Annotated in this window: 18 protein-coding genes; 7 read left to right on the forward strand and 11 right to left on the reverse strand. The window is 37.0% G+C overall.

Translation table 11 applies throughout. The features are described from left to right. Positions 1-330: 330 nt before the first annotated feature. The 11 genes from H5200_RS13665 to H5200_RS13715 all read right to left on the reverse strand — a co-directional run bounded on the left by H5200_RS13665 (position 331) and on the right by H5200_RS13715 (position 13,128). A complete protein-coding gene (locus tag H5200_RS13665) occupies positions 331-861 on the reverse strand; it encodes a sugar O-acetyltransferase (RefSeq protein ID WP_182718809.1) in 531 nt (176 codons plus the stop codon). Position 862: 1 nt separating this feature from the next. Continuing rightward, positions 863-3,232: a prolyl oligopeptidase family serine peptidase gene (locus tag H5200_RS13670; protein ID WP_182718810.1), complete on the reverse strand. Its 2,370-nt coding sequence runs from the start codon at positions 3,230-3,232 to the stop codon at positions 863-865. Continuing rightward, complete coding sequence (locus H5200_RS13675; protein WP_182740164.1) at positions 3,225-5,618, reverse strand: ABC transporter permease; 2,394 nt, start codon at positions 5,616-5,618, stop codon at positions 3,225-3,227. The genes H5200_RS13670 and H5200_RS13675 overlap by 8 nt, the downstream gene beginning before the upstream one ends. Next, a complete protein-coding gene (locus tag H5200_RS13680) occupies positions 5,612-6,346 on the reverse strand; it encodes an ABC transporter ATP-binding protein (RefSeq protein WP_149982302.1) in 735 nt (244 codons plus the stop codon). The genes H5200_RS13675 and H5200_RS13680 overlap by 7 nt, the downstream gene beginning before the upstream one ends. Before the next feature lie 11 nt (positions 6,347-6,357). After that, the gene (locus H5200_RS13685) at positions 6,358-7,584 is read right to left on the reverse strand and encodes an efflux RND transporter periplasmic adaptor subunit (protein ID WP_149982301.1); all 1,227 of its coding nucleotides are present in this window, start codon (positions 7,582-7,584) and stop codon (positions 6,358-6,360) included. A gap of 36 nt (positions 7,585-7,620) precedes the next feature. Continuing rightward, a complete protein-coding gene (locus H5200_RS13690; protein WP_149982300.1) occupies positions 7,621-9,735 on the reverse strand; it encodes a peptidase domain-containing ABC transporter in 2,115 nt (704 codons plus the stop codon). Positions 9,736-9,745: 10 nt separating this feature from the next. Next, complete coding sequence (locus H5200_RS13695) at positions 9,746-10,441, reverse strand: hypothetical protein (RefSeq protein WP_149982299.1); 696 nt, start codon at positions 10,439-10,441, stop codon at positions 9,746-9,748. A gap of 3 nt (positions 10,442-10,444) precedes the next feature. Next, positions 10,445-11,479 carry a radical SAM protein gene (locus H5200_RS13700; RefSeq protein WP_169021169.1) on the reverse strand — a complete coding sequence of 345 codons (1,035 nt, stop codon included), beginning with the start codon at positions 11,477-11,479 and terminating at the stop codon, positions 10,445-10,447. Between the two features lie 61 nt (positions 11,480-11,540). Further along, complete coding sequence (locus tag H5200_RS13705) at positions 11,541-11,729, reverse strand: hypothetical protein (protein ID WP_182718814.1); 189 nt, start codon at positions 11,727-11,729, stop codon at positions 11,541-11,543. A gap of 92 nt (positions 11,730-11,821) precedes the next feature. Further along, positions 11,822-12,934: a hypothetical protein gene (locus tag H5200_RS13710; protein WP_182761677.1), complete on the reverse strand. Its 1,113-nt coding sequence runs from the start codon at positions 12,932-12,934 to the stop codon at positions 11,822-11,824. Then, a complete protein-coding gene (locus tag H5200_RS13715) occupies positions 12,934-13,128 on the reverse strand; it encodes a hypothetical protein (protein WP_169021172.1) in 195 nt (64 codons plus the stop codon). Before H5200_RS13715 ends, H5200_RS13710 begins: the two co-directional genes overlap by 1 nt. A 187-nt stretch (positions 13,129-13,315) precedes the next feature. Between H5200_RS13715 and H5200_RS13720 the strand changes: the two genes are divergently transcribed. The 7 genes from H5200_RS13720 to H5200_RS13750 all read left to right on the forward strand — a co-directional run bounded on the left by H5200_RS13720 (position 13,316) and on the right by H5200_RS13750 (position 22,227). Beyond that, positions 13,316-15,385: a winged helix-turn-helix domain-containing protein gene (locus H5200_RS13720; protein WP_182761678.1), complete on the forward strand. Its 2,070-nt coding sequence runs from the start codon at positions 13,316-13,318 to the stop codon at positions 15,383-15,385. Between the two features lie 312 nt (positions 15,386-15,697). Beyond that, on the forward strand, positions 15,698-16,339 hold the full coding sequence (locus tag H5200_RS13725; RefSeq protein WP_259398520.1) for a helix-turn-helix transcriptional regulator: 642 nt from the start codon (positions 15,698-15,700) through the stop codon (positions 16,337-16,339). A gap of 117 nt (positions 16,340-16,456) precedes the next feature. Next, a complete protein-coding gene (locus H5200_RS13730; protein WP_145240141.1) occupies positions 16,457-17,215 on the forward strand; it encodes a DeoR/GlpR family DNA-binding transcription regulator in 759 nt (252 codons plus the stop codon). 106 nt (positions 17,216-17,321) lie between these two features. Then, positions 17,322-19,142, forward strand: coding sequence for a glutamine--fructose-6-phosphate transaminase (isomerizing) (glmS, locus tag H5200_RS13735; RefSeq protein ID WP_182761679.1), 1,821 nt, complete (start codon positions 17,322-17,324; stop codon positions 19,140-19,142). A gap of 214 nt (positions 19,143-19,356) precedes the next feature. Next, positions 19,357-20,748, forward strand: a complete 1,392-nt coding sequence (locus H5200_RS13740) for a Shedu immune nuclease family protein (RefSeq protein ID WP_182761680.1) — start codon at positions 19,357-19,359, stop codon at positions 20,746-20,748. After that, entirely contained in the window at positions 20,745-21,758 is a 1,014-nt protein-coding gene (locus H5200_RS13745; protein ID WP_182761681.1) for a DNA-binding protein, read from the forward strand. The genes H5200_RS13740 and H5200_RS13745 overlap by 4 nt, the downstream gene beginning before the upstream one ends. A gap of 1 nt (position 21,759) precedes the next feature. Beyond that, the gene (locus H5200_RS13750) at positions 21,760-22,227 is read left to right on the forward strand and encodes a type II toxin-antitoxin system death-on-curing family toxin (protein WP_182761682.1); all 468 of its coding nucleotides are present in this window, start codon (positions 21,760-21,762) and stop codon (positions 22,225-22,227) included. Positions 22,228-22,329 lie beyond the last annotated feature (102 nt).

The following is a 22,329-nucleotide window of genomic DNA, read 5'->3' on the forward strand; positions in this document are numbered from 1 at the left end:
CGGCTACTTTTAACGCTAACTGCGTTGAATTTACTTGCAATAGGCCCGCTATTGACGCGTAAATTCGCCTTGTTATCACTAAAAGTCTCCGGCTGGAGACAGAGAAATACATTTGTTTTTTAATATCAATACAGTAAGTACATCTCTTAACCAGGGTTCAGGTTAGTTAAGAAATTAGTTACAACCACCCACCAAGGCCTTTTGTTTATCTTGAGGCCTCTTGTCGCCATAAATGACGACCTACAATTTGAGGGGGATAGGTAGCAGCGGGTTTATCCCGCGACAGGAATTTAAACCGAGCTTTTTGCTCGCAAACTTGAGCTGTAAAGTTTAAATATCTTTAATTCTTACAGCAGGGTTACCGGCAACAACAGTGTTCGCAGCCACATCTTTGGTCACTATCGACCCTGCGCCCACAACAGCGTTTTCGCCAATGGTAACGCCAGCTAATATAATAACTCCCGCGCCAATCCACACGTTATTACCGATAGTAATCGGTGCTGCAAAGTTCTCTTTATTGAGTCGCTCGGCTGGATTGACTGCATGAGATACGGCCAATAGTTGAACGTTCGGGCCAATTAAACAATCACTGCCAATAGTAATTGCCCCCTCACTAATGGGGGCATCTAACACCGTACAATTAATGTTTATAAAAGTACGATCACCAATTTCAAATTGCGAGCCATAGTCACAGTGGAAGCCTGCCTCAATAATCACGCCTTCACCACATTGAGTAAATAAACTCTTAATGCGTTTTAAATTACCTTTGCTGGGGCTTTTGTTAAACAAGCGGCAAGTCTCATGGGCGGTTTTGCGTTGCTCAAGCAGCTCTTTTTGGCGTGGATTAAATAGTTTTAGCATATTATTCAGAAGTGTTTAGCCATTTCTTTACCCATTCAGACTGGTGAACGAGCAAGTAAGATAGGTTTTCTTTAGCTTGATATGTATGTCCTTCATACGGAAGCATAATTAGCTGAGTCGTCTTTTTATTAGCAATTAGTGCCTGATACATTCTCATTGATTGCATTGGGTAAGTGCCCGAGTTTTGATCGCTTTCACCATGAACTAACAATAAAGGCTCATTTATTTTGTCCGCATAAATTAGAGGGGATATATTAATATATGTTTCCTTTGCTTGCCATAGATTACGTTTTTCACCCTGAAATCCAAAAGGGGTAAGAGTCCTATTGTAAGCACCACTTCGAGCAATACCAGCTTTGAATAGATCTGTATGCGCGAGTAAGTTAGCCACAGTAAAGGCTCCATAAGAATGCCCCATAACAACTAATCTTTGAATATCAATAGAGCCAGTATCTTCTAAAGCATTGACTGCAGCTTCGGCATTTAAACGAATCTGATTAATGAAGTCATCGTTAGGCTCTCCCCCATTAAATGAAGTGATTGGCATTGAGGGAGATTCGAAAACGGCAAAACCGTCATGAAGAAATACCAAGGGACTTAGCGGATCAAACTCTCTAAATAAATTCGTGCGTACTGTATTTTGCTGGCTCAGTTTTTTGTTTTTAAATTCATCGGGGTAAATCCATAAAATAGCAGGGATTTTATCTGATTTATTCCTTTTATAATTGTTAGGTAAATGCAGCGTTCCAACCAGATTTAATCCATCGCTTCTGTTGTAATTGATAGTAAGTGGCTGGTTAACAAAACTATTTTTATTTTCGCTTGATAAAAGTGAAATCTGTTTTTTGAAACCTTTACTCGTTAATGCGTAGTATTGAGGTGCGCTTGTATTATTTTGCTTTTCTATTATTAAGGTGTCATTAGCGATTCTTAGGGGCATTTCTATATTGTCAGCATTGCTTAAAAATATAGTTTCAACAACGTGATTCGATGTATTAAAGGATTGAGCTATTGGCTTTATACCTTCTTTACTTTGTCCTGAGGAAAAGAAAAATAAATAATTATCTTGTTCAACTAAAACTTCATATCCTTCAGGCGTACGGAGAGTCTGTGGATCACCAAAGTCGTTGAACTTATCACGATAATCTCTTTCATGGATTAAATAATTCACAGAAGTTTCGGCGTTGATTAAGGTAGTTCTTGCCTGTTTGCTATCATAGCGCCATTCTTGAAGTACACCTATTCCTGAAACGCCCCATAATACATCGTGAATTCTCCATTTTACTTGATGCACCAGTTTTTTATTCTCGTCAAATGGACTTACCAGTTTGTAGATGTGATCATGGTAAGTTTGAGCTAAAGACATGTCACCTCTATCACTCGCTTCGACCCAAGTCACAGTTGAGTCTTCTGATGGTAGCCATTTAACTAACCTAGCGCCAATAGGTACGCTATCTTTAGATTTAGGTAGATTAATTTTATCGTTTAAATTGGGTAAGCTGTATGTGGTAGTTGGCTCTTCTATATTAACGATATTATAAGCGCTCCCCCATTTTTTATAAGGTAAATAAGATGACAGCTCACTCGGTGGCATCGAATACAGTAAATACTTACCATCAGGAGAGACGGAAAAATCATTAAATAAGCCACTTTTAGTTAATGTAGAAACTTTACCATTGAGGTCTATCTTCACTAATTTGGTTTGATTGATAGATGTAAACTGATTCTTCATCTCGTCATTTATTAATAAGCTTTGATGGGTCCGCCCTTGATCTTTTTGCAGCTCAGATGACAACAAATTGGGTTTTTTACGTATATATTCAGATGTCTTTATTGGCAAATTTCGCTGCTTGACGACAATACTTTGGCCATCAGGTAGCCATCGCAGATGTCTTCCGCCAAGACTTGTGGATAAATTGAGATCTGTTAGTTTGTTAGATACATTGTTATTTATATCGTACAACCATAGGTTTGTATTGGCACCCTGCTGAATTAAAAATGCGACTTTTTTAGCATCAGGAGACCAATTAAAATCGACAATCACTCCTTCTAGAATCTTAATTTCTTCTCTAGCGTTTGTTGCAAGATTAAATAAAGTTGCGCGGCTATATTGTTCAGTATCAACTCTGCTCGATAAATCAGTATAAAAATCCAGACCAGCTAATGCGACGCGCTGTTGAGATAAATATTCAATAGATGGGTATTCAATTTGGTGTAAAAATAAAACCAGCTCCCCATTTGGTGATAATGAAATAGTTTCTTGCCCTGTAGACTCTATGAGATTAGCCCACTTACTATTATCTATTTCAATAGCTTCAACGGATGATGAGGCAATGAAGCATAACGCTATAATAAGATAAAGTTTACTCATTTCGTAATGCCTTTATTGGATCTTGTCGTAACGTTTGGTTGATCGGAAAAAAGCTGGCAAGTACTGATATCGCTAATAAACCCAGCCAAATGACCGTTGTTAACCACCAGTCTATAGGCAAGTCAACCCCAGGTAATGACATACAATAGCCTATAATTAAAAATGCCAACGAAAAGGCTAACACTAAGCTCATTATTATGGGTTGCATGAGTTCTAATAAGCTTTCTTTTAGTAACCTATAATTGTCAGCCCCCATAGAAAGTTTTACGCCTAAGCTATATCTGCGCACTTTAACTAAATAGCTAACAATACCGTTTATGCCAATACACACCATCAGCAGCGATGTTGATGCCAACACAATAGCCAGCCATGCTGCATTTAAGTGACGTTGCCTTTTTTCATCAAACATACTTGTTAAAGAGGCTATGTTATTAATGTCTAATCGTTGATCTACTTCTAATACTGCTTGTTGAATATGGGCAATTGCATTATTTTCATCAGCAACAGTAATCAAATATGTAAATTGTTGCCAACCAGGGTAATCTTTAGGTGTAAAAACTTCAAAGTCTTCACTTTCAGGGCTGCCCGGTACATAGGTGTTGCTGACAATACCTATGATTGAGTAGTATTTTTTATTATCAAAACTCACTTTACTGTTTAGTACTTCATTACTGTTTTTATTAAGTAAATCTGCAAGGCGTTGATTGATAATGATCGGTGGGTTTTCGAGTTGTTCATCCCCTTTGGCAAAGCCATTACCCGTTATCGTTAAGTTAAGTTCAGTAAAGTAATTGGCAGTTACTAAGCTATTACGTGCTTGGGCAATATACTGTCCAGCTTCGTTATATATTTGATTGACATTAACCGTTTTTGGCAGCCTCATTTCGGATGACACAGCTAAGCTGCTCACATTGTTAAGCGCCAGCAACCTTTGGTTAATTGCTTTGTGTAAATTAATACGTTCGCCGGATTTATCGACATTACTATAGTTTATTGTTAATGAATATTTACCTTCTGTATCCAGTCCGTTATCTCTGAGTGCTTCCGAAAGTGTTACTAAAACTACGTGGCTAGCAGTGGTTAATACTAAAAACGAAAACAAAATTTGCAGACCAACAAGTAAATGGCTGGTGGCTGAACTCATTTGCTTGCCCGTGCCTTTACCGCTGCTTTGTAGGCTGCTCATTAAGTTTTGCTCTTTCACTACACTAAGTTCTATAAATGAATAGAGTGAGGCAATACTAATAATTAGAAAAGCTGAAAATAACAAAGTATTAAAGCTAAGAGAAAGCGTGTCTAAACGTTGAATGGCGTCAGCTGCTAGGTTTTGAATAACGATAAAGCCGATTTGAGTAAGTGTTAAAGCAAGTAACACTGCAATACTAATAAGTAAAATATTGTGTTTTAACGTTTCAATAATTAGTTGTTTTTTGCTTGCCCCAAATGCAAAGCTGATTGCAAGGGGTTTGATGCGCGTAATGGCTTTAGCGAGCTGCATACTAGAAAGGTTGATAAGTGCAATGAGCATTAATAAGCACACACCCAATAATAGCATTAATACAATTTTACCGCTGTCACCCCTAAGTGCATCATTAAATGCAATAACACGCGCATTGACAGTAAAATCTTTTAAAATATCAGCGGCATGTAACTGTGCACCTTTAAGTGATAAGTCAGCTAATTGTTCCGTGATCTCTTGCTCTGAGGCTGTGGGCTTAAATCTAACAACACTCTTATACGCGCCCATGAAACCGTTAGATGTTTTAGGGTTAAAAGCTTCGTCTGCATCAATAGGAAGCCATATTGCATCATTTATATTGCTATAAGTGGGTAATATAAGATCATCGGGGGCGACACCAACAACGGTAAAGCGACGTTGATTGAGCTGTATTTTTTTACCAACAATATTCGGGTCACCACTATAGTGGGTTTGCCAAGCGCGGTAGCCTAATACGACCGACATTTGCTGAGTACCGAGTGCTTCTGTTTTGTTAAATAACCGACCAAGTTTGGGTTGTACGCCGAGTAGATCAAATAAATTATGTGTGGCAAGTATTACGTCCACAGCAGGTCTTGTTGGTTTATCTAGTAGCTTGTAGTCAGTCCATCGATGGTAAGCAGCAACATCAGTAAAAACGGTATTTTCACTCTGTATGTAGCTCATTATTTTTGAGTTACTAGCGGGCCCTGAATAACCTTTAGAATTAATTGTGCCTTCAAGCAAATATAAGTTATCGCTCTGCTGATAAGGTAGTGGGGCGAAAAACACTAGATCAACCAAGCTAAATGAACTAAGCACCATGGACAGTGTAAGTGCCAGTGTAAAAACGGTGGTGAAATAGTATTGTTTGGCACGTTTAAAAGTATTGTAGGCAGTTTTTAACATGACTGAGCAACCTGTTCTACATTTGCAGGTGTGCTTGGCACGAGTTCATCGTTTTGGGCAACTACAGTACCGTCTCTTAACTGGATATTGCGCGTAGCCATATCGGCATAACGGGGATCATGGGTAACCAATACAATGGTGGTGCCTTGCTGATTAAGATCTTTTATTAACGCCATGATTGCATCGCCGTTTTTTGAGTCTAAGTTACCTGTGGGCTCATCGACCAGCATGATGCCAGAATCGCCAGCTAGTGCGCGTGCAATCGATACGCGTTGTTGTTGACCACCAGAAATTTGATTCGGATGTAAATCAGCTTTATCAGCCAAACCTACTTTTTCTAGGCAATCTAACGCTCTTGCGTGACGTGAAGATAGCGAGTCTCCCCGATATTTTAATGGTAAAGCGACATTTTCAAGTACGGTCATTTCATCAATTAAGTTAAACGATTGAAACACAAAGCCAATGCGATTACCGCGTACTTTCGCACGTTGGTTTGAGTCCATATCAGAGACGAGTAAACCGTCAATGTAATATTCACCACTTTGAGGGGTGTCGAGCAGCCCCATAATGTTAAGGAGTGTTGACTTGCCGCAACCAGAAGGCCCAGAAATAGAAATAAACTCGCCGTCGTACACGGTAAAGCTAATCCCTTTTAAAATTTGACTGACTTGTTCGCCATTAGAAAAAGACTTGCTTAGGTTATTAACTCTTAAAATTTCAGTATTCATATTATTCTTCCTTAACCAGCAATTTTTATTGTTGTTGTTTCAGCGGGGATATCTAATGTAGAAATAATGACTTGTTCACCAGGCTCAAGTCCTGACAACACTTGGATGAGCTGGCCAGATGCTTTGCCATATTGCACTTCAACTTTAACGGCTTTGTTATCCATTGTGAGTTTAAATAATGAGCCATGACTGCCTTCGCTTGCACCTGTTGGTTGTTTTATATAATTCACCTCTTTTTGTACATCGGCAAAAATAGTCGCATCTACTTGTTGCATGGGTTTCATGGTGTCTGATTCAGAAACCTCGAGCTCAATATCAATTTGTACAGCACCGTCGCTGATCACAGGATCTACACGCACTACTTGGCCGCGCACCTGGTCATTCAACGTGCTAATTTGGGCTGTCATACCTATTTGAATTAAATGAGCTTGAATTTGCGGTACTTTTATTTCACCAACTAGAGGGGAGAGGCTCCCTATTAGTGCCAGTTCAGAGCCAGCACTGACACTTTGCCCTAAACTTAAAGGCAAGCGTTGAATAACACCATTCATTCCCGCTTTAACTGAAAGTTGCTCTACCATTAATTTGGCGACATCAAACTCGTCTTGCGCTTGGGCTATTAAGTCATCTTGAATTGAAAGCGACTCTTTTTGCATCTGTGCTAATTTATCAAGCTTAGATTCTTCAAGGTTAATACGCTTTGATAGCTGTTTGGCTTCGAGCTCATTTTTCTTCGCGCTGATCCCCGATACAATACCTGATTTAGCCAGTGTACGTTCTGCTTCAACTTGCAGCATGGCTATTTCAGATTGTGCTTTTAGCTCTGACACGGTTGACTCGTTATTTAACAACTCACGCTGTTGCAGTAATACGGTTTGCCGTTTTTGGGTTTTGGCATTTTTAAGCTTTGCTAACGCCAAGCGGAGCTTACTTTCTAGCTCGGGGTTATTTAAAGTGAGGATCACTGTGTCATGGTTAACCACAGCACCCGCTTTTAGTTTTATTTCGTCAACCACCGCATTACTTGTGGCTGTGAGAAGTCGTTTATTGATTGATTGCAATGAACCATAGCCATCAACCTTAATTGAAAAATCACCGCGCTCAACCTTCGCAATGGTGACAGAGTCTTTTGATATAACTTCGGCATTATCTGCAAAGCCTAATTGCCAGCCAGAGATAAGCATAACGACAGATAAACCTATCAACCCTTGATAGATTAGTTTGGATGTAAATTTCATAGTTATTCCTTTTGTTATTCTTACCATGGTATTTAATCACACAGCTTGGGCTAACGTTTGGTTCTTAATTAATTCTTCGAGATCAATTATTCTATCTGCTGCTTGTATTGTCTCTTGCCTATGAGCAACACTGACCCTAGTTATTTTTTTTGATTTTAAATATTTATTTACTTGCAATTCAGTAGCAGCATCAAGGTGGCTTGTTGCTTCGTCTAAAAATAAAATGATTGGTTGACTGTAAAGCGCTCTTGCCAAAAGCAATCTTTGTTTTTGACCACCTGACAATGAGCTACCTAAATCACCAACTTGAGTGTGTAAACCCATAGGCATGCTTTGAATCTCATGCCATATAGCAGCACCTTTAATGGCTTCTGTGATTTTATCTAGATCAGGTTTTGGCTCAAAGAAGCAGATATTTTCAATTAAGGAACCATTTAGTAATTGATCATTCTGCATTACCGTTGCACACATTGAGCGAAAGTTTCTCATGCCAAGCATTTTTATCGAGTGTCCATCTAACAAGTAATCACCTCGCTCTGCTTTGATTAATCCAGTCATTAATTTTAGGAGCGATGATTTACCCAACCCAGAGCGACCTATGATAGCCACCGATTCTCCGGCATCAATTTTAAAGTTTATTCCTTTAAATAACCAAGGAGAGGATGTTGAATATCGAAAATGCAGGTCGCGTACTTCAATGTGGCCTTTTGCTTGTTCTTTGGTTATTGTCAGTGAGGTATTTTCTTGCTCTTGGTTTTGCATCACTATATCAGACATTCTCCGTAAATAAGTTGAGGCTAACTTGAACTTAAATATATGATCTACCAGAGTTTGTGTGCTGCTCGAAAATTGTTGTCTATAAGCTAGGAAAGCAATAAACATCCCTATAGTAAATTCTTTATTGATTATTAATGTCGCGCCAATAAATATAACAATTAGATACTCTATTTTACTTACTAAATCTTGGCTAATTTCTGCAGTAATCGTGACCTTTTCACGTTTAATATTTTCATTTGTAGTATCTGCAAATAAATTGAGCCATGAAGAAAGTCGGGTACTTTCTTTTACATAGCATTTTATGGGCATAATTGCTCTGATAGTTTCTAAAAAATGACTGTTTTCTTTTGCTTGTTTAGATAAAACTTGCTCTAAATGCTTATTTTCTTTGTTGGTTAAATATAACCTAAGCAATAATGTGAATAAGAGGAATGATAAAGATACTAAAGCAAGAGCTGGTGAGTAAGTATACATAATGATTAAAGTTGTTATGCCTAGCAAGCCTTCGACAATGGCAGAAATAAAACCACGACTTATCATTCTTTGGACTTCATTAAATGCTTCAAACCTAGATTTAATATCGCCAACATGGCGAGATTCAAAAAACGAAAGGGGTAAATGTAATAGGTGTCGCTGGATGTTCGCTTTTACTTGAAAGCCCAAATTTTTGTCTAAGTATAAAATTGCAGCAGAGCGAATAATATTGCTAAAAGTTGTTAGTAAGGTGACGGCAATAAATGCGATTAGCAACCATATTAACATTCCACTATCGGAGAGTGGAATTCCATGATCTATCACAATTCTAATATAGTAGGGGGATATTAAGAGGAAGCATTGCAGAATCAAGGCGACAACGAATATCTTAAATAATGAGGATGCGAGTCCTTCAATATTGCCAATGAATGCTCTGAGCGGCATCTTCACTCGTTCATCGGCTACAGTAAATGCAGGTGTTGGAGTTAACTCGATTGCAATACCGGTAAATGCTTCAGAGACTTGTTGCCAATCTAGTTTAACTTTTCCTTTTGCGGGATCATGGATAACAATGCCAGTTCTATTTACTGAAGCAAGCGTAACAAAGTGATTAAAGTTCCAATGCAATATTGCAGGTCCCCTTAGCTTAGATAGCTGTCCAAGCTCTAATTTTAATACTCGCCCAGATAGGCCAATATCATCTGCAATTTTTAAAATGTGCTTAACTGTTATTCCTTGAGTACCAACGGGGTAACGTTGTCGCATAGCAAGCATGTTTACTTTATAACCATGATAAAAAGCAATCATAGCTATACATGTGATACCACATTCAGCTACTTCACTTTGTAAGAAAAGAGGTAGTTTTGATGGTTTAAAGTCAATGTAGTCTGTGAGACGCATTTAAATTTCACTATTTAATTAAGTTAAGGGCTTTTTCTGATTGCTGAGTGAGTAGTATTTTTATATCTGCGTTAGGTGACAGTTTTGAATAATTGTTAGTTTCTAGTTTTAAATGTATTTTTTGTTCTTTATTATTTTTATTACTACCAATAACCATAGTGACTATACCTTTTAATTCATCATTATTGACGATTAAGGTAATTTTATCCTTTACATTAATACTCATATTTTTATTGCTAGAAATCCAAAAAGATAACTCATTTTCTGAAGTGGTACTTAAAACGTAACCAAGAGGTTCAAATGGTTGTATTATATTTTTTTCGATTAAAGAATGAAAAAACAAACCATCGGAAGGAGAGCGAATAACCTCTTTTTCTAACTTACTATTACTATCAAACTTAGAGATAGTAAGTAGCTGTTGATTTTTTTTAACGCTCTCACCATCTATCGCAAAGTGCTTATTTATAACCACTACTTCATTATAAATAAGCGGGGTATAGTGTTCAGATGAGACCTTGGCGTCAAGACTTCTTTTTGTTGATAAAGTTAGAACATTAATAACTAAAAAGCTAAATACGAAAATTGCGATTAAAGCTGAAATAGAATTATTTATAATTTTAGGCTGTTTTATAAGCGACTTCCCTATATCACTAGACTTGTACTGATTTCTAAGGGCTTCTTTTCTGAACATATTAACAATAGACATAAGCTAGCTAACTTTTTTAATAGCAATGTCACCAACAACACTATTGTTATTCATATAGCTTAGCGGGCAACCCATTTGCCAGCTATCAAGAGTCGTAAAGCCTTTTATCCAGGTACTAAATTTTTCATTGTTCAATGTTAGTGTGCCATCAGGATTAATTTTACCAATATTGTTTCTGTCATCATCTAAAGCAACGGTACACTTATTGATATTACCATTGGCTCTAATTCCTAATGAATTAGGCTTTCCTGCGTAGCAGATGTAATGACCTAGTTCATTTATTTTTTTGCTATTACCTGAATAACGTTCTGTGAGCTCTTTTGCTAATACTTTTGCAGATTTTCTTGATATTAGGCCATTTATTTTTTCTTGATTGTCACCACCTAAGTTAGAAATTTCTTTAAAAAATAATCTGAATCGACTATCTTCCTTAAGTTCTTTATCATAACGCTCACAAAAGCTTAAAACACTTTCATGGTTTAAGTCGGTAATATGAATCCTTAGGGTTATATGAAAATCAAGATCTGTTGCAGATGCAGCTAATAAGCGTCCCCATATTTTGTCAAAGCTACCTTTCCCGTTACGAGTTAAGCGAGTTGTGTCGTGTGATTCCTTGTCACCGTCTATGGATATTTGAAAGCTATTTTGCTTTAGCTCAACAAGTCTTGTTAATGTTTTTATATCAAGGAGAAAGCCGTTAGTTGTTAAATCACCATAGACTTTACAGCCGTTTTCCTTAGCTAATGACTGACTATATTCAGCAATTTCAAAAAGTATCTCTTTTGCTAATAAAGGCTCACCGCCGAACCAACTTAAAGATAAAAACTCTAACTTAGGCATTTTGTTTTTGATTAAAACTTTAGTTGCATCAACTAACCAACGAGGCATTTTTCCTATTTTAAAATCCTCATAACAATATACACAGCGAAAGTTGCATTGCTCTGTTGGAAAAATAATGAGTTGAAACTTTTCATTACTGAGGCTGTTTACTAATTGTTGTTTAGAAAAACCTTTAATCTGATCTATTGAAGTTGTCATTTTTCCCCCTATTGTTTTGCTTGCGCAGACTACCTTTATGAAGAAGTAGTCTGCGTGATAGTTACAGCTCTTTTTGAGCAGCACAGCTGCCATTTATAGTGTTACCACAGCCTGTATCACCTTCTTCGTCTTCTTCTTCTGGAGAGAAACCGCCTGCAACAGCATCTGTAAGTTCTTCACTTAGCTCTACTTCACCTAACTCATTTAGCTTGATTTCTTCACTTTCTATATTTTCAAATTTATTGCTCATTTTATGCTCCTTTAAATTGTTGTTTCCCCTTAATGGGGTGAAGTTAGTATGAGCTTAAAAAAAGAAATAGATAACTGTAATAACTACGAGGTTTATACAATAATCTCATTTAAATGGTTTGATATTTTAGGTAGCCAAACGTTCGAAGTCGGTTTTTTTTTGTTTTTGATGTTAAATAAAATTTCAATTCTATTTTTTAATATTTTATAATCCGTTTTCTCATATAGTTTAAGTATTTTTTCTTTATTTTGATTAGTTGGGTGATTAGATTGCAAATTACAAAGAGTCATCCCGTAATTAAATTCATCTTTTATATTTTCATATTGATTCAGTGTTTTTTTTACTAATAGAGATTCAATAGATAGCTTTTTTTCCTCGATAATACATGAAGAGAAATTTAGTTTAGACAAAGAATCTAAGGGGGTCTTTTCCATATTTGAAATTAAGTGTTTCATTACTGTTTCAGCTTTAACTGCTAGCCCCATAGATTTGAAAGCTTCATATAAACGATAGCTATATACGCCACTTTTTATACACGTACTTTTATTTATTTGACGCCAGCAAAGTTGCATTGCGTTTTCAAATCTTTCTAAGCTGATTAGGGCTACAATTTCAGCTTCTATATATAAATTTTTTTCCCTGTAATATTGCGGTATCGTTTCTTTAAGTTTAAGAACTTCATTATATTTTGATTTTAAGAGGTAATGTTTTAAAGTTTCATCGAGTGTAGCTACATACAATGTATTCCATTGCTCACCTAGTATTTCTTTGTTTACACTTATAGGCCCTAGTTTTGCTTTGCCTGTATTATCTAGAATAGCGGCTTCACCCATCAGCTTTAGGAATGCTGAGTGTTTATTTGTCAGTTTATAAAGACGTAATAAGTTGATTGTGGGATCTATTAAGTTGATAAGATTTTGATTGTTTTTATCCTGTAAAAATTTATCTGACCAATAAGTTATTACTCTGTGTAAAAACAATTCACTTTCTTGTGTTTTTCCTTGGTAGGCTAAAATAAGAGGATAGGCATTAAACAACCAATGTAGGGTTTTGTTGGAGCTTGAGTTTTGATTAAGAACATCCCTATCAAACGCAAGGCACATTTCTTCACACCAGTCTTCGAGGTTCGATAAAGAGATTAGAGCTCTTTTTTCACCCAAACGCTTCAGTTTTGGTTTATACGGCTTGCAAGTTTCAGTATTCATTAACTGATGCCTTCTTGGCTTGTCGTGGTTGTAGATTTCTCATCATTATCACTCACGTGACAATAAACTTCTTCAGGGCTTATAAATCCTCCAACAAACGCATCAAGTAACTCAAGATTGGTGATTTCTATTAATCCATCATTTGTTCTGTGGGCTGCTATGGCATGTTTTTCATTTTTTATGCTGTTCTGCATTGCTTGTACCTTATAATGTTGGGGTTAAAATTGAGCGTATAAGGTCGTTTTTTTTTTGCAATAATTAAGCGATGATATCTACGTAACCAAAATGTAACTTTCATTTAAATCAATGCATTAACTTTATGGTAATTACTATTGCAGTACGTTATTATAATGAACGTTAAGGGACTGTTAAGGTTTGTAAGTGGCAAATGCTATGTTGATTAAATTTGGTGAGTACTGTTTGGACACTGAAGAGATGTCTCTTCAAATTAATGAGCAGTTAGTTGTACTTGAACCAAAAGTATTTGCCGTATTGATGTATTTTATTGAGCATCATGAGCGTTATATTTCAATGGATGAATTGCATGATAACTTATGGAAAGACCGCTGTGTTTCTGATGCCGCAGTAAGGCGAATTATAAGTAAACTTCGCATAATTTTGAATGATGATTATAAAGATCCTAAGTATCTTCAATCGCTCTCTAAACGTGGATATAAATTAATTTGTCCTGTATCAACAATTCCTTCCCCTATAGAAGAAAAACAAACAAGTATAGAAAAAACAGAGCACAAGAATGTTAAAAAAGCTAAGGTCTATTTTTACCTTATTGCAATAGCGATTCTTTTTCTTTCGTTAGCTTATCTTTTATTTAAATACAATGTCGATGAAGTTTCAGTTACTGCTAGGGTGGTAAATACTGTCGTCTCAGACAAAAAAGCCTTTGCAGCCTCCAGTGAAGGTCGATACATTGCATTCACTAGTAAATTAAGTCATGAAAAGAATTATCATATTTATTTAAAAGACCAGAAAACAGAGACTATAGAGGTGCTTGTAGATAATACAACCCTGCCTACAGGTTTGGTTTTCTCTAATGATGGGGAGCGCTTGTACTTTTCCGATAATTTAGGTGATATTGCTTTATTAAAGCAGATAGATCTAACAAATAAAGCGCATGGAGTAGGTACGTTAGTAGCTGATTTTTATTTCATCACAGATGTGTTTATCGACAAAAATGAAAATGACGTAATTTATTTTTCTGGGCAAAAAGATCAGCAAAGTGCATTACTTATCTATAAATTCAACTCTGAAAAAGGCTTGCTTGAAGAGATTACTTCTGTTCCTCAAAAAGGATTTCATGATAGTCGTGCGGATATTTCTCCAGACTCTGGTAAGTTGGTTGTACTGCGAATTTATTTGGGTAGTAAGCGTAATTCTATTCGAGTACACGATTTAAAGACTGGCAGAACTCTTTTTCACCATGATCAAAATACAACTATCTATGATGTTCATTGGCTTGATGATGAGCATATCATTTTATTAGATGATAAAAAGCTAGCTAAAATAAATGTTAAAACAGGTGATTCAAATATTATTATCGATAAAAACAAAGGCCTTATCGCATTAGAACGAGTAACCCCAAATACACTATTAGCTATCAGAGATAATGATATTATCAATACTCTGATAGAGAAAAAGCTGCCATTAAGTGATTTTAAAAATGTTGAAATGATTCAAAAAAAACAACCTGAGCAAGATAGTAGCATTATTGCGTATCAACCTTTAGGTAACAAAATCTGGACGGTAATAAATGAGGGAGGTGTTAGCTCCTTAATTTTTTATGAAAAAAGTAAGGTTACGAAAAAAGCAACACTAATGAGCACTGAAAACCCACTAGAGTTGCTCGGCGCCTCTCTGTCTGGACAATATGTATTATTAAAGCTTCAAGACCGCATAACAATTCTTAATACGTTTGATAATAGCCTGACATACCTCTCTAAGGCTGATGAGTTGATTGGCGATGTTACTCTTTCATTAAATGAAAAATCCATTCTATATACGCGAAAAAGTAATGGTGAATGGCAAGTATTTGAGTATGTTATTGAAGAAAAAACTAAAAACCTTATCTTTAAAGGTTACCGCTTTATTCGACAATTTGAAGGGGGATATGTATTAGGTGATAATACGGGGAGGTTATCACGGTTTGATGCGAATGAAGAAACGATGACTCCAATGCCGGTAAGCATGTCCACTGAGACAAACACGAATTGGGCTGTAATAAACGGTAAAGTATTATGGAGTAATCATAATTTGATAAATACAACCTTCTATGAAATAGACTTAAATGATGTGGATACTTCTAGCCTAAAGTCAAAAACGTTTGACTTTAGTGTGATTAGACCAAGGTTTTATGTGGACAAGGTGAATGGTTTAATTATCGTTGAAAGTTTAGGTGGTAGAACTAGTGAAATTATTTCCATTAACATTCAATAGGTTATATTTTGTTTTTGTAAAGTTATAGAAAAGTTATCTCATTATTATTGATAAAATCTATCGTGTAGCTCAAATTTAATGTGAACAATATAACTACAACATGAATTAGGGGCTACACCACGATGAATAATATATATAAGGCATCATTTATCTATACAGCTATTTTTACTTTCTTAACAGTAATATATTCCGCTGACTCGTACATAGGTATTAACACTCAAATTATTGGTAATGACTCGCCAAGTTCTTCTTGTGTCGTATTTCCTATACTCTGTAAAGATGAGTCTAAATCGAGTTTTGCATATGATAAATATGAATGAACTACATTCTAGAATTGAGCTTATAAACTCAATACATAGCTTTAATGGTTTTTTTGAAGATATAAAAAATTGTTATAGCTATGTTCAAGCAGGGTTTATTATTTTTGATTTCTCTGATTTATTTAAGTTTAATACTCATTATTTCGGTGAACTTGATGACTCTTTTTTGAATGATGTTCATTCCCGTAAGGGGTTGCTTCATTATTGCTTAAATGAAACAAGAGCAATTCAGCTTAGTGAGTTAATTGGCAGCTTTGAGTCGGTATTAATAATTCCTACGGGTTTACATAAAAATAAATTTGCTTGTCTAGTGTTGGAATTGTCAAATTTAGGCGCTGAACCTCGTAAAGTGAAAATGCTAGGGGATTATTGGCGAATTTTTTTAGTTGAAATATTTGAAGCTTATCGACGCTCAACAAATCTTGAGGCTGTAAAAATTACGCGACGTGAAAAAGAATGTATTCGTTGGGCTTCTATTGGAAAGACCTCTTGGGAGATCAGCCAAATACTCAGCATTAGCCAAAGAACCGTTGATTTCCATTTAACAAATTGTATTAGAAAGACAAACAGTACAAACCGACAGCATGCCATTGTTAAATGTATTTTGAGTGGAGAATTGCTAAATCCTCAATAAAATTTCCCTGACCAATTAAAAGCGCATATTGCGCTTTTTTTGATCTACACCTTGCCATTTTTATAGTTTCGTTTAAAATCCCATAACTTTCGAAACGAAACTTAAATGGTTTGCTTAATGACTAAACGAAACACCCAGCAACGTCGTCACCTTATTCTTACTCAAGTTAATGAGTTAGGTGAAGTAGCCGTAGATATTTTAGCTGAGCAGTTTCAAACCTCTGAAGTAACCATTCGTAAAGACTTAACAGCGCTTGAAAAAAGCGGACTATTACTGCGCCGCTATGGTGGCGCGATAGCATTGCCGCAAGAAATTGTAAGCGATGATATTGATTCAAAACGTAAAGTGGCGATTGCAAAAGCCGCAGCAGCACTAATCAAAGATCATAACCGCATTATTATCGACAGTGGTCGTACTACAGCAGCAATGATCCCTGAACTGGGTAATAAGCGCGGTTTAGTGGTGATGACTAATGCAATTAAAGTGGCTAATCGCTTATTGGCGCTGGAAAACGAGCCAACACTTTTGATGACCGGTGGTACGTGGGACCCGCATTCTGAGTCGTTTCAGGGGCAGGTTGCAGAGAGTGTTTTACGTTCTTATGATTTTGATCAGCTATTTATTGGTGCAGATGGCATTGATGTTGAGCGTGGTACCACTACCTTTAATGAACTTGTAGGCCTAAGCCAAGTTATGGCGGGCGCTGCTCGTGAAGTTATAGTGCTGGTGGAGTCAGAAAAAATCGGCCGAAAAATCCCTAATTTAGAATTACCTTGGCAGCAAGTGACTACGCTTATCACCGACAGCAACTTAGCACTCGATACTCGCCAAGCAATACAAGCGTGTGGTGTGCAGTTGATCTGCGCTGAGCTATAAAATTCGTGTTTATTACAGGCCGACAACACCTGTGATGTTCATTTAAATATTAAACAACACATACAAACCCAAAGTTGACGCTTTGGCATGTACAAAAGGAGAAATTATGTGTGGAATAGTTGGGGCAGTTGCAGAACGCCCAGTAAATAAAATTTTAGTTGAAGGCCTTAAGCGCCTTGAATACCGTGGTTACGACTCAGCTGGTGTGGCACTTTTAGATGGTAATACACTTAATACCGTAAAAGCAGTGGGTAAAGTAGTTAACCTTGAAAACGCGCTTGATGAAGCTGGCGTAAAAGGTACTACCGGTATTGCACACACTCGCTGGGCAACTCACGGCGGCGTGACGAAAGCAAACGCGCACCCGCATATTTCAAACAGCGAAATTGCCTTAGTGCACAATGGTATTATTGAAAACCACGCCAGCTTACGTGAAGCGCTGAAAGGCGATGGTTACGAGTTTTTATCAGATACCGACACCGAAGTAATGGTGCATTTAATTCATCAACTTCGCCAGCAACACACCACTTTACTTGCATCAGTACAAGCTGCGGTTAAGCAGTTTGATGGCGCATTTGGTACAGTAGTATTTGATAAAGCCAACGATAACGAAATTATTGTTGCCCGTTCAGGCAGTCCATTAGTTATTGGCTTAGGTCTTGGCGAAAACTTTATTGCCTCTGACCAATTAGCATTATTACCAGTAACTCGTACCTTTATCTACCTTGAAGAAGGTGATGTAGCGCGTATCACCCGTAACAGTGTGGAAATTTTTGATGTAGACGGCAATGCCGTTGAACGTGAAGTCATTGAATCAAACATCACACAAGATGCATCAGGTAAAGGTGAATACCGTCACTACATGCTTAAAGAGATTTACGAACAGCCACTTGCTGTACGTAACACCCTTGAAGGACGTTTAAACGACGACCGCGTAGCGATTGATGCCTTTGGTGAAAGCGCTCAGCAAATATTTAAAGACGTAAAACACGTACAAATTATTGCCTGTGGTACGTCTTACCACTCAGGTATGGTTGCCCGCTACTGGCTTGAGCAATTTGCAGGTGTTAGCTGTAACGTAGAAATTGCCTCTGAGTTCCGTTACCGCCAGTCGTTTGTACATGAAAACAGCTTACTGGTTACTATTTCTCAATCGGGTGAAACGGCTGATACTTTAGCAGCACTGCGTTTAGCAAAACAGCAAGGTTACATGGCATCAATGACCATTTGTAACGTACCTGGCTCATCACTAGTACGCGAATCAGACCTTGCCTTTATGACCAAAGCCGGTGCTGAAATTGGTGTAGCCTCTACTAAAGCATTTACTACACAGCTTGTTGGTTTGTTAATGCTTACTGCGTCTATTGCGCAAGAGAAAGGCTTAGATCAAAGTACGATTGTTAACGCTATTAAATTGCTTCCAGCTAAATTAGAAGAAACGCTACTATTGGCTGATGGCATTGCAGACCTTGCAGAAGAGTTTGCTGATAAACACCACTCACTGTTTTTAGGTCGCGGGTCGCAATACCCAATCGCAATGGAAGGCGCACTTAAGCTTAAAGAGATTTCATACATTCACGCAGAAGCCTATGCAGCAGGTGAGCTTAAACATGGTCCATTAGCATTGATTGACGCAGACATGCCAATTATTGTTGTAGCACCAAACAACGAATTGCTTGAAAAGCTTAAATCAAACGTAGAAGAAGTCCGTGCTCGCGGCGGCATCATCTATGTATTCGCTGATAAAGACTCACACTTTGAGTCAGACGAAACCATGCGTGTTATCAACGTAAATCATGTTGATGACGTGATAGCGCCAGTTGTATATACAATCCCACTACAGTTACTTTCGTACTACGTAGCGGTCATTAAAGGCACCGACGTTGATCAACCACGTAACTTAGCAAAATCAGTTACGGTTGAATAAAATCAAAGTGTTATGATTGGCCGTGTAAATTGACAAGAAAGTATCACTTTGGATAATAAAGATTCATATCTTACAAAATAGTTTCATACTATTTAGGCTTGAGTTATTCTGAATTTACCAGAATAACTCAAGCCTATTAATGAAAGACTTTCGTGTTCCCGCGCCAAAATAATCGTAGAACTCAGACTTTAAAGGTAAGCTATAAGGAAATACTATGGCTAGGTTTTTACCCGAAAATTTCAGCCCAGAAAAACTAAACATTGAACTCGAAGAAGTTTTTCCAAACTGTACAGAAGTGTTTTTTCTACCAACTCAAGCTGAATTAGAAATAGCCGGTAAAGGTACAGAAAAACCTAGCCAACATCGAAAAAGTATCGCAACTTTTAGCGGTCAAGATGGAACTATATCCATAACCCCTATTATTACCTTACCTACATATCCTAATTATTTAAAGCAAAAATACGATCAGATTGAATCAATTATACTGGACGTTGATTTTGGCTATAATTCAGCGCCTTATACTAAAGAGGAGGTTGTTAATTGCTTACAGCTCTTACCAAGTGGATTTATTAAAGACCTACGCTATGGATTAGGTTTAATAAAAGATTACCGCTTTATTATTTCGGCAATAGAAGAGCAAACAGATTTTAATCAAATATGGATTGGACAAGAAAAAACAGGTTGGGACTTTAATCGCGACTTATTTAATTTAAATGCGAGTGATTTTGATGAAATGCGCCGTAATTGTGACCGTATCACACGAAGAGCGAGACAAGCAGCTCAAGCAACTAAAACAGCGACAATATATAACTTGTTAGCCTATCGATTGGGAAATGAACAAAGAATACTACCCACGGATAATGATGCTATTAGTAAAATGCTCCGGATTAAGATAAACGATACCGATAAACAGGCTGCAATGAGTTTAGTCGTGGAAGACAAATCGACGGTTAAACAAACTGATCCTGTAACGTTAACAAAGTTAAAAAATGATATTGAACTTGTTTCTTTAGAACGGCTAATTTCTTCTTATGAGGAGTTACTGACTAAAAAAACCAAGGAAGATACATGGCAGCGCTTATTTAATGAAAACCCATTTATATTGAGCCTTGCCTTTGGTTACCCAGCGATAAAAATATCAGATCAAGCCAGTGTTGGCGGTAAACGCTTGTCTGGTGATGGCGAAAAGATTACCGATTATTTAATTAAGAATGGCGTTAGCAATAACCTCGCGCTTATAGAGATTAAAAAGCCCTCATCAGTATTACTTAATAAAACAGCTTACCGAGGTGCAGTGTATTGTGCATCAACCGAGCTAACGGGCTCTGTAACTCAAGTTTTAGATCAGTGTTATCAACTACAACAAAATATCGCGTCGATAAAAAATAATAATAGAATTTACGATATAGAATCTTATGCCGTTCATTGTGTTTTGATCATCGGCACCATGCCAAGTGATGAAGATGAGCGAAAATCATTTGAGCTATATCGTCGTAATTCTAAAAATGTACAAATAATCACTTTCGATGAGTTGTTACTCAAACTTAAACAATTACATGGATTTTTGAATGATAGTGATGCTAACGAAGAAAAGGATAAGTTATGAATAAAGATTTAACAGAATCACTTCACGATCGCCAAAATATTCTCAACAATCGTTATGCTTTACAGCAGGCTGAGCAACACCTCGCTTTAGGAGGCGTTCTGTTTCAAGAGGAAACAGTGTTCACTAAGCAACAGGTTATGGGGCTATTTGATATTAGTGATCGTACAATTGAGCGTTATTTGGCTAGTTATGCTGATGAACTTAAAAATAATGGTTATCATCTTTTAAAAGGTACCAAACTTAAAGAATTCAAGGCATTGAACTATGGTACCGACATCTATGACGGTACCAAAACGAGTATTCTAGGTGTATTTACATTTCGGGCGGTACTAAACCTTGGAATGCTCTTAACCGAAAGTGAACCTGCACGCCTGCTTCGTTCCAGAGTACTTGATATTGTTCTAGATGTCATGGCTGAACGTGCTGGTGGACATACCAAGCATATCAATCAGCGAGATGAAACTTATTTACTAGCTGCATTTCAAGAAGAAAATTATCGTCGTCAGTTTACAAATGCGTTAGATAATTTTGTGGAAGGTAACCATTGGAAATATGCCCGTTTCACTAATTTAATCTATAAAAGTATTTTCCATGAAAATGCGACTGAATATAAAAAGGTTTTGAATTTAGCAGCAAAAGATAATATCCGAGAAACAATGTATTCAGAGGTACTTAACCTTATTGCTAGTTTTGAATCGGGTATTGCTTATGAACTTGAAAAAGCTAGCGAAGCTAAAGGGCAGAAACTTACTCAAAAAGAAGCGGAGGGATTATTTCTTGGTTTTGAGAAGCACCCTCTATTCAGACCTTTGATTTTGGATGCTAGAACTAAAATGGCTAGTCGTGATTTATGCTTTCGAGATGCTCTGCATGAAAAACTTGAAGCTTATATTCAGTCTGTTCCAGAAGGGGATTTTGAGCGTTTTCTGGGAGAAAAGAGTAAATCGTTAGAAGAGCAACTAAGTGATCCTGATACGCTAGCGGTATTTAAACGCTTGAAGGATCGTTGATATGACGGACACTATGCGATTTCTATATTTTGATATAGGCCATGCTGTACATACCCACGATTGGGTAATTGAGAACTCAGGGGGGTTGTCTGGCACAAAAGACATCGGGCAATTAGAAAGTCCACTTGAGCATATCCAAAATGATGACTACTACCCAGAAATAGAAGATAAACTAACCCATTTGGTTTTTTCTATTAACAAGCATCATGCCTTTACTGATGGTAATAAACGTTCATCGCTAGCTTTAGGTGCGTATTTTCTTGAGCTAAATGGTTTTGACTATATCGTGAAGCGTTTTGTAAGAGATATGGAGAACATTGCCGTTTGGGTAGCCGACAATGTGATTGATAAAGATTTGCTACATAAAATAATTATCTCCATTTTATATGAAGATGACTACTCTGAAGGTATTAAACTAGCTATTTTTGAAGCTGTAGAAACTGCTGAATTATTAAAGCAGGATCAATAAAGTTATACCTGTTTTGAATCACAGCCCCTTGAAAGTTGAGAATAATAGTCAGTAGATATTAAAATAAACGAGTAAAATAGCGAGTAAAACAGGACTGGCACA

It is taken from the genome of Pseudoalteromonas sp. SG43-7, from assembly GCF_014164295.1.
GTDB lineage: Bacteria > Pseudomonadota > Gammaproteobacteria > Enterobacterales > Alteromonadaceae > Pseudoalteromonas > Pseudoalteromonas rhizosphaerae.

Bases quoted from the DNA above. Each gene is read 5' to 3' on its own strand.
- H5200_RS13690 (WP_149982300.1), bottom strand. From the start codon at position 9,735: ATGCGTCTCACAGACTACATTGACTTTAAACCATCAAAACTACCTCTT.
- H5200_RS13740 (WP_182761680.1), top strand. From the start codon at position 19,357: ATGGCTAGGTTTTTACCCGAAAATTTCAGCCCAGAAAAACTAAACATT.
- H5200_RS13715 (WP_169021172.1), bottom strand. From the start codon at position 13,128: ATGCAGAACAGCATAAAAAATGAAAAACATGCCATAGCAGCCCACAGA.
- H5200_RS13675 (WP_182740164.1), bottom strand. From the start codon at position 5,618: ATGTTAAAAACTGCCTACAATACTTTTAAACGTGCCAAACAATACTAT.
- H5200_RS13685 (WP_149982301.1), bottom strand. From the start codon at position 7,584: ATGAAATTTACATCCAAACTAATCTATCAAGGGTTGATAGGTTTATCT.
- H5200_RS13710 (WP_182761677.1), bottom strand. From the start codon at position 12,934: ATGAATACTGAAACTTGCAAGCCGTATAAACCAAAACTGAAGCGTTTG.
- H5200_RS13695 (WP_149982299.1), bottom strand. From the start codon at position 10,441: ATGTCTATTGTTAATATGTTCAGAAAAGAAGCCCTTAGAAATCAGTAC.
- glmS (WP_182761679.1), top strand. From the start codon at position 17,322: ATGTGTGGAATAGTTGGGGCAGTTGCAGAACGCCCAGTAAATAAAATT.
- H5200_RS13670 (WP_182718810.1), bottom strand. From the start codon at position 3,232: ATGAGTAAACTTTATCTTATTATAGCGTTATGCTTCATTGCCTCATCA.
- H5200_RS13730 (WP_145240141.1), top strand. From the start codon at position 16,457: ATGACTAAACGAAACACCCAGCAACGTCGTCACCTTATTCTTACTCAA.
- H5200_RS13680 (WP_149982302.1), bottom strand. From the start codon at position 6,346: ATGAATACTGAAATTTTAAGAGTTAATAACCTAAGCAAGTCTTTTTCT.
- H5200_RS13750 (WP_182761682.1), top strand. From the start codon at position 21,760: ATGACGGACACTATGCGATTTCTATATTTTGATATAGGCCATGCTGTA.
- H5200_RS13705 (WP_182718814.1), bottom strand. From the start codon at position 11,729: ATGAGCAATAAATTTGAAAATATAGAAAGTGAAGAAATCAAGCTAAAT.
- H5200_RS13745 (WP_182761681.1), top strand. From the start codon at position 20,745: ATGAATAAAGATTTAACAGAATCACTTCACGATCGCCAAAATATTCTC.
- H5200_RS13665 (WP_182718809.1), bottom strand. From the start codon at position 861: ATGCTAAAACTATTTAATCCACGCCAAAAAGAGCTGCTTGAGCAACGC.
- H5200_RS13725 (WP_259398520.1), top strand. From the start codon at position 15,698: ATGAATGAACTACATTCTAGAATTGAGCTTATAAACTCAATACATAGC.
- H5200_RS13700 (WP_169021169.1), bottom strand. From the start codon at position 11,479: ATGACAACTTCAATAGATCAGATTAAAGGTTTTTCTAAACAACAATTA.